Below are 11,871 nucleotides of genomic sequence, written 5' to 3'. Positions count from 1 at the left end.
AGTCACCCCCTCCTACTCGATTAATATTTATTGTCATTTAATCCTCTGGCTTCCTCAGGACTGGAAAGTTTCGTAGAACCGGGATAGTGTAATGCCTGATCACGATCAGACTCCACTTTTTTACTTTCTTTTAACTTTTTCTCTTGGCGGTCTTTTCCCATGCTTTTCGCACCTCCTTCTATTAAGATAAATCATCTCAAAAATATTATGCAGGCAAGTATGAAAGTACATAAAGAATAGCAATAATGTAAATAATAGGAGGTGTGTGGACCTTGGAGGGTACTCTATTTTATTTGATTTTTTGGATGCTTTGGGTGTATGTTACCTTTATCTTGAGTAAGCAAAATCCATATCGGTTTAAATTAGCTGCTATTGTTCTCGTCATTATTATTTTTTCCGATCGTTATTTGACAATAGGAAATGATAAAATTTACCTAGGTGGTTTGTTTTTATTATTATTTACCTATTTATTTTTAAGTTTCGAAAAAAAAGGTGCTATGCTCTATCTTTTCATTTGTTCACTTATTGTATCCATCGCGTATATTACTTTTCTCTTATTCGAAATTTTCGACCCGATTTGGCTTATATTTAAACGTGAGTGGATGATGGGTGCCGTAATTGGATACTTGGCCCTGCTTCTTCACAAAGACTTAAAGGGAAGATTATTAATGATTGCCTGTGGCACTATGCAGGGAGAATTTTTATACGCCTATTTCATTAGTAACTACCAATTTCCTTATTCAATAGGTGACCTGTCCTATCTGGATGTTTTTTCCTTAACTTCTGGAATACTGGTGGGATGGAAGATACTCGAGTCTACCATAACCACTTTACAACACCATTTTCATTTTTTAGAAAAAGAAAGAAAGCTTTAATGATACTTTCCATTGCGGGAAAGGATTAACATTTGCTAAAATATATAAGTTAGGCCCTTCTAGGAATGGAAGGGTTTATTTCTTAGGGTATCTCTTATCTTTTGAAGAATCATGAAGCCAACTTGCATAAATAATAGAATAGAAAGGATGGCGATCATATGGTGAAACCGGTAATTGCCATTGTAGGCAGACCAAATGTGGGCAAGTCTACAATTTTTAATAGGATTGTTGGAGAGAGGGTATCCATTGTCGAGGATATTCCCGGCGTGACAAGGGATCGAATTTATAGCTCAGGTGAATGGCTGACACACGAATTTAACATAATTGACACGGGAGGAATTGATATTGGTGACGAGCCGTTCCTAGAACAAATTCGTCAACAGGCAGAAGTGGCGATTGATGAAGCCGATGTTATTATCTTTTTAACAAACGGAAGAGAAGGAGTCACGGCAGCTGATGAAGAAGTTGCCAAAATCCTTTACAAATCAAAGAAACCGATTGTTTTAGGGGTTAATAAGATTGATAATCCTGAGATGCGAGAGCAGTTATATGACTTTTATGCATTAGGCTTTGGTGAACCCTTCCCTGTTTCTGGTTCACACGGATTAGGATTAGGAGATCTTTTGGATGAAGCCGCGAAATTCTTTCCGAAAAATGAACAACTGGAATATGATGAAGATGTCATTAAGTTTTCTTTAATTGGGCGGCCGAATGTTGGAAAATCTTCCTTAGTCAATGCGATACTTGGAGAAGATCGTGTCATTGTCAGTAATATAGCTGGGACAACCCGTGATGCAGTGGATTCACCCTATACGTATAATGATCAAAAATATGTGATCATCGATACGGCAGGTATTAGAAAAAAAGGAAAAGTATACGAGAATACCGAAAAGTACAGTGTCCTCCGTGCTTTGAGAGCCATTGAACGATCTGATGTTGTTTTGGTTGTCATTAATGCTGAGGAAGGGATTATCGAGCAGGATAAAAAAATTGCTGGTTATGCTCATGAGGCTGGCAGAGCAGTCGTCATTGTGGTGAATAAATGGGACGCTATTGAGAAAGATGAAAAGACCATGAAGGAATTTGAACAAACTATTAGGGATCATTTCTTATTCCTTAGTTATGCACCTATTGTATACCTATCCGCTAAAACGAAAAAACGGATTCATACACTGCTGCCGATGATTAACCAGGTTAGTGAAAATCATTCTATGCGTGTAGAAACCAGCGTTTTAAATGATATTATTATGGATGCGGTGGCAATGAACCCTACACCTACAGATAAAGGGAAGCGTCTTAAAATTTATTATGCCACCCAAGTATCTGTAAAGCCTCCTACATTTGTTGTTTTTGTAAACGAACCGGAATTATTACATTTCTCCTATGAGAGATTTCTTGAAAATCGTATAAGGGATGCATTCGGGTTTGAAGGAACACCTATAAAAATATACGCAAGAGAAAGAAAATAACTGAAGGCGGTGTAATGTAATGGAGGGAAAAAAAGCTGCAGTAGCTGTTTTAGGTGCAGGCAGTTGGGGAACTGCTCTGGCTATGGTGTTGGCGGATAATGGCCATGAAGTACGTTTATGGAGCCACGATGAGGAACAGGTAAAAGAAATTAATCAATTTCATACAAATAAAAAGTATTTGCCTGAAATTATCCTCCCTGAACTAATCGTGGCATATGGATCCTTGAGTGATGTATTATCCGGTATCGAAAATGTCGTTTTAGCGGTACCGACAAAAGCGATTAGAGAAGTGTTGGGAAGGGTCCGAGAGGTTCTTTTCAAACCGATTGTCATTACTCATGTAAGTAAAGGGATTGAGCCCAATACGCTGTTACGTATTACGGAAATTATTAAAGAAGAAATGCCTAAGGATTACTTGAAGGATGTTGTCGTCTTATCTGGGCCAAGCCATGCTGAGGAAGTAAGTTTACGCCATCCAACAACAGTGACTGTTTCCTCCGAAAATATGGCTGCTGCTGAGAAAATTCAAGATTTATTTATAAATCTAAATTTCCGAGTGTATACAAACTCGGATGTGATCGGGGTAGAAATCGGAGGTGCATTAAAGAATATCATTGCACTTGCCGCAGGAATCACAGATGGCTTAGGCTATGGAGACAATGCCAAGGCAGCTTTAATGACAAGGGGATTAGCTGAAATCGCCCGTTTAGGTACGAAAATGGGAGCCAATCCCTTAACCTTTTCTGGCTTAACAGGGATTGGGGATTTAATCGTTACCTGTACAAGCGTTCATTCTCGAAACTGGAGAGCAGGAAACATGTTAGGTAAGGGTCATAGTCTAGAAGAGGTCCTGGACAGCATGGGAATGGTTGTTGAAGGTGTAAGAACCACCAAAGCTGCCTATCAGCTTGCCGAGAAGTATGATGTGAAAATGCCGATTACCTCTGCCCTTTATGACGTCTTATTTAACGGTAAGGATCCAAAGGATGGCGTAGATGTTTTAATGGCTCGCGGAAAAAGAAACGAACTGGAAGATTTAGTAAATATCCTAGATGAAAGAAATGTATAAAGATCCAAAAAAATGAATGAAATGAATGCTTGGGATATACCTGCAAAATAATATCTGACATTTCTCTAAGAAAATAGGCGTAAGATGATACCCTTTACCTTTTACATGCATACAATGCAACGAAGTAACATGGTAGTTTGACGCCAGGAGTATGGGTTATTTAGTCTTAGCTGAAGTAGAAAACGCCCCTTTCTACTTCAGCTTTTTATTTTGCCCATTGTTGAGCTGTTTCCCCTGTTAATTGGACGGGAGTCAAAAGAGCCTATTTTTTTAAGAACAGTATTTCTTATGGTATAATAGCAGACGAAAAAAGGGGGAGTTTAAAAATGACACCAGGCATGTTGAAAAATTGGATCTCGATTGCCGGAATGGGCTTTATGGTGCTGGCTATCGTCACCATATATGTAAGTCGTTTCAAATTAAAAGGAGCCTTTAAAATCATAACAGCTGTTTTGGCTTATATTTTTATGATTATTGCCGGATTAACTTTACTAATTGTTTTTTTTACATAAACGAAAATTTATAAATAAATAATTAATTAGGTGATTTTATGAATTGGAAATGGCTCGCATGCTTCATGGTACTATCCGTTTTTCTCTTATCCGGCTGCATGTATCCGAAGGAAGAATTGGCTAAAAACCAAATACCATATAAAGACCAAATTCAAGCAGTCCAAACTGCAGTGGATGAGTTTAGAAAGGACAATGGGGGAATTTTGCCCATTAAAACAAAGGAAGCGGATACACCGATTTATCAAAAATATCCGATTGACTTTAAAAAAATTACACCAAAATATATGGCTGAACCACCGGGAAATGCATATGAAAATGGAGGCATTTTTCAATATGTCCTAATCGATGTAGAAACCAATCCAACTGTCAAACTACTTGACCTTAGAATGGCCGAAACCATACGTGAACTAAATCTAAGAATAAAGGCAATGGGGTATCCGCCCTATAAAAAGGAACTTGCCAATAATGTTTACTCTCTTGACTTTAAAAAACTGGGGTATAAAAGTGAACCTGTAGTGGAAAGCCCTTTTACCAATCAGAATCTATCGTTTGTGATAAATGGTTCAGCCCAAGTCTATATAGATTATCGGCCTGACCTATACAAGGCCCTTAGAAATGGGAACAATAGAGTTAAGCCGGGTGAAGATATCCGTTCTATACTTACAAACGACTCAATGTTTGTACCGGCATTTTCGCTTCCTCTTTCGGTCGATGCTAAAACAAATGAACCAGTATTTTTAGAAGAATAGAATATATATTTTGTCATAACCTTTTTCCGAAGAAATATATTGTAGGAGAAGGGTTTTTTTGTGGAAAATTGGTTCGGTGATAGATGACAATATCTATCCCGTGAACATAAATGGAAACCCTCCCCAAAAAGCTATGGCACGAATTATAACAGCTTCTTGTGAATTTTTATTTTTTATAAGGGGGTAAAAATTTTTATAAAAGTGTCATAACATGATAGGACAACATCATAAACATATACTATCCAAAAATACCTATATGGATGAATTTATCCCACTTTACTCTATGATCAGGAGGGGATCACTTGGAAAAGGCAGATATTTTTAAGGATATTGCCGAGAGAACAGGCGGCGATATATATTTAGGAGTAGTAGGAGCAGTTAGAACTGGAAAATCAACCTTTATTAAAAAATTTATGGAGCTTGTTGTATTACCGAATATAGCGAGTGAAGCGGAAAGATCAAGGGCACAGGATGAATTGCCACAAAGTGCAGCAGGAAAAACTATTATGACCACTGAACCTAAATTTGTCCCCAATCAGGCGGCTACGGTTCATGTTGATGAGGGGTTAAATGTTAATATTAGACTTGTTGACTGTGTGGGCTATACAGTCCCAGGGGCGAAAGGATATGAAGACGAAAATGGCCCAAGAATGATTAACACCCCATGGTATGAGGAACCGATCCCATTTCATGAAGCTGCTGAAATCGGAACACGAAAGGTAATCCAGGAGCATTCCACCATTGGGGTTGTAGTGACTACGGATGGCACAATCGGTGAAATTCCAAGAAGCAACTACATTGAAGCCGAAGAGCGCGTGATTGAAGAACTTAAAGAAGTGGGAAAACCGTTTATCATGGTTATAAATAGTGCCCAACCTTACCATCCAAGTACAGAGACCTTACGTTCAAACTTGGCAGAAAAATATGACATTCCTGTCATTGCTATGAGTGTTGAAAGTATGAGAGAAAATGATGTGCTTAATGTGTTAAGAGAAGCCCTTTATGAATTCCCGGTACTTGAAGTCAATGTCAATCTTCCAAGCTGGGTGATGGTGTTAAGGGAGAATCATTGGCTGCGTGAAAGCTATCAGGATGCAGTAAAAGAAACAGTAAAAGATATCAAGAGATTAAGAGATGTCGACCGGGTAGTTCAACAATTCAGCGAGTTTGAATTCATTGAAAGAGCTGGTTTAGCAGGTGTTGAAATGGGTTCAGGAGTAGCTGAAATTGATTTAATGGCGCCTGATGAATTATATGATGATATTTTAAAAGAAATTGTGGGGGTTGAAATTAGAGGGAAGGATCATCTCCTTGAACTGATGCAGGATTTTGCCCACGCAAAAGCAGAATATGATCATATTGCCGATGCGCTTAGAATGGTTAAACAAACTGGCTACGGCATTGCCTCACCTTCACTCGCAGATATGAGCTTGGAGGAGCCGGAAATTATTCGCCAGGGTGCCAGATTCGGGGTAAGATTAAAAGCGGTTGCTCCTTCCATCCATATGATCAAGGTAGATGTAGAATCAGAGTTTGCCCCAATCATTGGAACGGAAAAACAAAGTGAAGAACTGGTTCGCTATCTCATGCAGGATTTCGAGGATGACCCACTATCCATTTGGAACTCTGATATATTCGGCCGTAGTTTAAGTTCGATTGTCCGTGAAGGAATCCATGGAAAGTTATCTTTAATGCCAGAAAATGCACGATATAAATTAAAGGAAACGCTTGAAAGGATCATCAACGAAGGTTCTGGCGGCCTAATTGCCATCATACTATAAATCCAGACTCCAGATTTGGAGTCTTTTTTTTATTATAGTAGGCAAATTTAGTAGAATTTTGACGAACTTAAGAAAAGATTACCATAATTTCTTGATTTCTTCTTGATATGCTGATTTGATTATGATAATCTTTTAACAGACTTACGTTGTAGTAATGCCTTTATATAAAGGGTTGTATCCAAAACGGTAGATTATATCTTCTAAAGAAAAAAATTGTATAACTTTGGTAATAAAACAACACTATGACGTATAGAAATTAGAAAAATTGTTTAGAAATGTAGATAAGTATTATTATTTATCGAAAATTCTTTGGGAGGAGGTGAAAGGCATGAACAAGACAGAACTAATTAACGCAGTTGCTGAAGCTAGTGAGCTTTCAAAAAAGGACGCTACAAAAGCAGTTGATGCTGTTTTTGATGCAATTTTAGATGCTTTAAAAACTGGTGATAAGGTACAACTTATCGGTTTTGGTAACTTTGAAGTACGTGAGCGTGCTGCACGTAAAGGTCGCAATCCTCAAACAGGAGAAGAGATCGAAATCGGTGCAAGCAAGGTTCCTGCTTTCAAACCAGGTAAAGCGCTTAAAGACGCAGTAAAATAATTACATAAATTATTGCTTTAAGCGAATGCTTAAGAGCTAAGGTCATGGAAAAATTCCATGGCCTTTTTCTTTTTTGCCTGTATGTCAGCTAGTATGCTAATATGTATTTGTCAATATGAATTGACTAGCATAGGGGGAATTATTGTGGCAGAAATAAATCGCGTTCAAATAGAGCAAGCTGTACGCTTAATCTTAGAGGCAATCGGTGAAGATCCAAATCGCGAAGGATTGCTTGATACACCAAAACGAGTAGCAAAAATGTATGAAGAAGTTTTTAGTGGTTTAAATGAAGATCCAAAGCTCCATTTTGAAACCATATTTAGTGAAGATCATGAAGAATTGGTATTAGTTAAGGATATACCATTTTATTCAATGTGTGAACATCATCTTGTTCCTTTTTTTGGTAAAGCACATGTGGCATATATTCCAAAAAATGGCCGTGTTACAGGTTTAAGTAAGCTGGCAAGGGCAGTAGAAGCCGTGGCAAAAAGACCACAATTACAGGAACGTATTACATCTACTATCGCAGACAGTATAATGGAAAAACTTGATCCTCATGGGGTTATGGTTGTGGTGGAAGCGGAACATATGTGTATGACTATGCGCGGTGTTAAAAAACCGGGCTCAAAGACTGTGACAACGGCGGTTCGTGGAAACTTGTCGGATAATCCAATCGCCCGCTCTGAGATACTCAACTTGATTAAAGCTTAATAAGATAGAATTTTTTGTTTGGAGTGATGTTTATGGAAAAACGTCAGCAAAATGGTGAATATATAGTTATTAAAGCAAGTGAAGATGGTGTAAATGTTATTGGCTTAACGAGGGGATCTGATACGAGATTTCATCATTCAGAAAAGCTCGATAAAGGTGAAGTATTAATTGCCCAATTTACAGAGCATACGTCTGCCATCAAAATTAGGGGAAATGCAAAAATCTTAACTCAATTTGGAGAAATTGAAAGTGAAATCAAGAAATAAGGGAAAAATAAATCAATAACCTTTTATTAACATTCAAACAAGTTGGAAGTATATTTATTTTGTAAATTTATGTGCCTATACTTGCTTTTATGTTATAATGGTTTCTGCCTTGTTTTAATAAAGAATTATTTTTTATCTTTAAGATTTAGTAGTTATATAAAAATTAGAACAGTAAACATACATATAAATATTACTTCGGGGAAGCAAGGGTGATGAAAATGCAGGATATTCGACAAAAATTTATATCCGTAAAAGAGAAAGTCGAAAAAAGTGTTTTTGACACTTACTTGCTAAAATATATTGAAACACCGTTGATTGATGAAGATAAACTCTTAATTCTTATATCTATTATGGAATGGTTAAAAGTTCCGTATAATGAAATGGAGAATTTTGCCCATTCAACCATGCTTATTCAAATTGCGTTGGATACACATGAACATATCTCAAAGTATAAAGTAGACGATAAAACCCGGGAACTTACTGTGCTAACGGGTGATTATTACAGCGGATTATACTATAAACTTCTGGCAGAGTCAGAAAATATTATGCTGATAAGAGCATTATCCCAAGGTATAAAGGAAGTTAATGAAAACAAAATCTCGGTTTATCATAAAGATTCTAAGGAAATAGAAACATTAATGACAAGTCTTAAGATGATTGAGAGTTCCATTATTGTCAGGTTCACAGAATATTTTAAGGCAGATATCTGGAAAGATGTAATCATTCATCTCTTTTTCTTTAAGCGGTTACTTAAAGAGAAATACCAGTTTATCCGTGAGGAGTCTTCACTTCTATTTGAGTCTTTAAAGAAAATAGTTGTACCAGTTTCAGAATACAACTTCGGGGAATTATCCCATGAACAAAAACAACAACTATTGAACGTGTGTGACCATTATCTAGAGATCTCCAAAGGAGTCATTGAAAAAGGCCTTCAGCATATTCCTTTTGTCAATGAATTTTTGAGTAAGAGAGTAACGAATTTATTAACTCAACATCAGCCTTATGCAAAAACAATCGTGGAAGAAGGGTAAACTCATGCAGCAATCAAAAGAAGAACGAGTTCATCATGTATTTGAAAAAATCTCCGAAAATTATGATAAAATGAACTCTGTAATCAGTTTTCAACAGCATATAAAATGGCGCAAAGACACTATGACTAGAATGGATGTAAAACCTGGTTCAAAAGCCCTTGATGTATGCTGTGGAACTGCTGATTGGACGATTGCAATGGCAGATGCTGTGGGGCCGAATGGCAAGGTGATTGGTCTTGATTTTAGTCAAAACATGCTTAATGTTGGGGCAGAAAAAATAAAGAAGTTAGGTCTTAAACAAGCAGAATTAGTTCATGGAAATGCTATGGATCTACCGTTTCCGGATAATAGTTTTGACTACGTAACAATCGGTTTTGGCTTAAGAAACGTTCCTGACTACCTCGAGGTACTAAAAGAGATGCATCGTGTTGTTAAACCGGGCGGGCTCGTTGTTTGTTTAGAAACCTCTCAACCTACCTTAATTGGTTATAGACAACTTTTTTATTTTTATTTCCGTTTCATCATGCCTTTCTTTGGAAAGTTATTTGCAAAAAGCTATAAAGAATATTCATGGCTTCAGGAATCAGCCCGTGATTTTCCTGGAATGAGAGAATTGGCGCGATTATTTGAAAGAGCCGGTTTCAACGAAGTAAAGTATAAAGCATATAGCGGTGGGGCAGCTGCTGTTCATATTGGATATAAGAAATAGATAAAAACGGAAACAAAGACAGGATAAAGTCAGGTGAATACAAATGAAATTAAAAATGATGTATTCATTTTTGAATTCGGATATTAACTTAATTGAAAAAAAACTGGGAGAGACAATCCATACTGATTCTCTTCTTCTAAAACAAGCATCAATGCACACACTACAAGCCGGAGGAAAAAGAATTCGTCCTGTTTTTGTTTTGCTTGCAGGGAAATTTGGTCATTATGATATTCACATTATGAAAGATGTAGCTGTAGCTCTTGAACTCATACATATGGCTTCCTTGGTCCATGATGATGTAATAGACGATGCCGACCTTCGCAGAGGACAGCCAACCGTAAAATCGAAATGGGATAGTCAAATCGCTATGTATACGGGTGATTTTGTCTTTGCTCTTGCACTTGAGCTTATGACAAATGTCAAAAGTCCGCTCGCACACAAAATACTATCTAATACGATTGTCGAAGTGACTGTAGGAGAAATTCAACAAATTAAAGATAAATATCGGTTTGATCAAAATTTTCGTGATTATTTGCGAAGAATCAAGCGTAAAACCGCTTTGTTAATTGCCGCTAGCTGTCAATTGGGAGCCATTGCAGCAGGTGTTGAAGAATCCGTCCATAAAAAATTATTCCGTTATGGTTATTATGTCGGTATGTCTTTTCAAATTACGGATGATATTTTGGATTTTACTGCAACGGAAAAGGATTTGGGGAAGCCTGCTGGCAGTGACCTTTTGCATGGAAACATCACTGCCCCTGCACTGTTTGCTATGGAGCAGGATTTGCAAATTAAAAGTAAAATTTCAACTGTAAATGAAACAACAAAACCTCATGAAATGAAAGAGATTATTCAAATGATCAAACAATCAGGTGCAATTGAAAAATCATTTGCATTAAGTGATTTATATTTGAATAAAGCACTTGCTGTTTTAGACGAGTTACCACAAAACAAAGCAAGAAAAGCACTTTACGATATCGCCAAAAACATTGGCCGCCGTAAATCCTAATTTCTAACCGTATCGGGAAGAGCTCCTTAATTGGATATCGAGAATGGTTTTGCTCCAGCCCTTGACTTAGGTGCTGGAGCTTTTCTATGTTGTCTAGCTCCAGCCCCTGACCAAGGCGCTTCCGCTTTTCTGTGTTGCGAAATATTCAAAACAATGGTAATATTTTTCGTGGGTTGTAGAGACTACAATCATACATATGGTTTAGGAGTGGAGCAAATGGAAAAAACATTTTTAATGATTAAACCTGATGGTGTACAGCGCAATTTAATCGGTGAAATTGTCGCACGTTTTGAAAGAAAGGGCTTTCAACTAGTTGGAGCTAAATTAATGCAAATACCTGCTGAACTTGCTGAACAGCATTATGGAGAGCATAAAGAGCGTCCGTTCTTTGGCGAATTAGTGGATTTTATTACTTCAGGTCCTGTTTTTGCAATGGTATGGCAAGGTGAAAATGTTATTGCAACTGCTAGACAGATGATGGGTTCAACGAATCCTAAAGATGCTGCCCCTGGTACAATCCGTGGTGATTTTGGAATAACTGTTGGTAAGAATGTTATTCACGGATCTGATTCGCCGGCAAGTGCAGAACGCGAAATCGGTTTATTCTTTAACACAGCTGAGTTAACCGAATATGCAAAGCTTGTTAACGAGTGGATTTATTAATCTAGCACAGAAAAAGTACTTGTATTTAAATACAAGTGCTTTTTTTTGTAAGCGCATTTATAAAAATTTACACCTATTTTCTGAATTGTTCTACTATGATTCTTCATCATGATATGTTATATTGATACATAATTCTTTAATGAGTTGAAGGGGGAAAGAGAATGGCGATAAGATACCTAACAGCTGGTGAATCCCATGGACCGCAATTAACGACAATCATCGAAGGTTTCCCAGCTGGAATGCCAATCACGGTTGAGGACATAAATGAGGAATTAGCGAGAAGACAAAAAGGCTATGGCCGGGGACGACGAATGCAAATTGAAAAGGATACGGCCGAAATTATGTCCGGAATTCGACACGGTGAAACGCTCGGTTCACCGATTGCCCTTGTCGTAAAGAACAATGATTGGAAACATTGGACAAAAA

The 11,871-nt window shown here is 37.4% G+C and carries 15 protein-coding genes; 14 read left to right on the top strand and 1 reads right to left on the bottom strand.

The annotated features are described in order from the left end of the window. Positions 1-20: 20 nt before the first annotated feature. Positions 21-161, bottom strand: coding sequence for a YpzI family protein (locus V7083_RS20635; RefSeq protein WP_335481457.1), 141 nt, complete (start codon positions 159-161; stop codon positions 21-23). Between the two features lie 111 nt (positions 162-272). Between V7083_RS20635 and V7083_RS20630 the strand changes: the two genes are divergently transcribed. From V7083_RS20630 to V7083_RS20565, 14 genes are all read left to right on the top strand, one after another. Further along, positions 273-875, top strand: coding sequence for a YphA family membrane protein (locus tag V7083_RS20630; protein ID WP_335481455.1), 603 nt, complete (start codon positions 273-275; stop codon positions 873-875). A 158-nt stretch (positions 876-1,033) separates the two neighbouring features. Beyond that, on the top strand, positions 1,034-2,344 hold the full coding sequence (der, locus tag V7083_RS20625) for a ribosome biogenesis GTPase Der (protein ID WP_335481453.1): 1,311 nt from the start codon (positions 1,034-1,036) through the stop codon (positions 2,342-2,344). A 19-nt stretch (positions 2,345-2,363) separates the two neighbouring features. Continuing rightward, positions 2,364-3,413 (top strand): NAD(P)H-dependent glycerol-3-phosphate dehydrogenase, encoded by a 1,050-nt coding sequence (locus tag V7083_RS20620; protein ID WP_335481451.1) that lies wholly within the window; start codon positions 2,364-2,366, stop codon positions 3,411-3,413. Between the two features lie 326 nt (positions 3,414-3,739). Next, the gene (locus V7083_RS20615; protein WP_335481449.1) at positions 3,740-3,925 is read left to right on the top strand and encodes a DUF2768 domain-containing protein; all 186 of its coding nucleotides are present in this window, start codon (positions 3,740-3,742) and stop codon (positions 3,923-3,925) included. Positions 3,926-3,963: 38 nt separating this feature from the next. Beyond that, positions 3,964-4,674, top strand: coding sequence for a hypothetical protein (locus V7083_RS20610; protein ID WP_335481447.1), 711 nt, complete (start codon positions 3,964-3,966; stop codon positions 4,672-4,674). A gap of 302 nt (positions 4,675-4,976) precedes the next feature. Further along, a complete protein-coding gene (spoIVA, locus tag V7083_RS20605; RefSeq protein WP_335481445.1) occupies positions 4,977-6,455 on the top strand; it encodes a stage IV sporulation protein A in 1,479 nt (492 codons plus the stop codon). A gap of 328 nt (positions 6,456-6,783) precedes the next feature. Further along, positions 6,784-7,056 (top strand): HU family DNA-binding protein, encoded by a 273-nt coding sequence (locus V7083_RS20600; protein WP_335481443.1) that lies wholly within the window; start codon positions 6,784-6,786, stop codon positions 7,054-7,056. A 144-nt stretch (positions 7,057-7,200) separates the two neighbouring features. Then, positions 7,201-7,767, top strand: coding sequence for a GTP cyclohydrolase I FolE (folE, locus tag V7083_RS20595; protein ID WP_335481441.1), 567 nt, complete (start codon positions 7,201-7,203; stop codon positions 7,765-7,767). A 32-nt stretch (positions 7,768-7,799) separates the two neighbouring features. Then, a complete protein-coding gene (gene mtrB / locus V7083_RS20590) occupies positions 7,800-8,033 on the top strand; it encodes a trp RNA-binding attenuation protein MtrB (RefSeq protein WP_335481439.1) in 234 nt (77 codons plus the stop codon). 212 nt (positions 8,034-8,245) lie between these two features. Then, complete coding sequence (locus V7083_RS20585) at positions 8,246-9,064, top strand: heptaprenyl diphosphate synthase component 1 (protein WP_335481437.1); 819 nt, start codon at positions 8,246-8,248, stop codon at positions 9,062-9,064. 4 nt (positions 9,065-9,068) lie between these two features. Beyond that, on the top strand, positions 9,069-9,773 hold the full coding sequence (locus V7083_RS20580) for a demethylmenaquinone methyltransferase (protein WP_335481435.1): 705 nt from the start codon (positions 9,069-9,071) through the stop codon (positions 9,771-9,773). A gap of 43 nt (positions 9,774-9,816) precedes the next feature. Then, entirely contained in the window at positions 9,817-10,782 is a 966-nt protein-coding gene (gene hepT / locus V7083_RS20575) for a heptaprenyl diphosphate synthase component II (RefSeq protein WP_335481433.1), read from the top strand. 216 nt (positions 10,783-10,998) lie between these two features. Next, on the top strand, positions 10,999-11,445 hold the full coding sequence (ndk, locus tag V7083_RS20570) for a nucleoside-diphosphate kinase (protein ID WP_335481431.1): 447 nt from the start codon (positions 10,999-11,001) through the stop codon (positions 11,443-11,445). A 167-nt stretch (positions 11,446-11,612) separates the two neighbouring features. Then, positions 11,613-11,871, top strand: a 259-nt coding sequence (locus V7083_RS20565; RefSeq protein ID WP_335481459.1) for a chorismate synthase, incomplete at its 3' end; no start/stop codon positions are given.

Origin of the sequence: Bacillus sp. JJ1764 (assembly GCF_036962145.1) — a bacterium.
Classification (GTDB): domain Bacteria; phylum Bacillota; class Bacilli; order Bacillales; family Cytobacillaceae; genus Neobacillus.
Note: the sequence above shows the minus strand (reverse complement) of the source record. Positions and strands in the feature narration are given on the sequence as shown.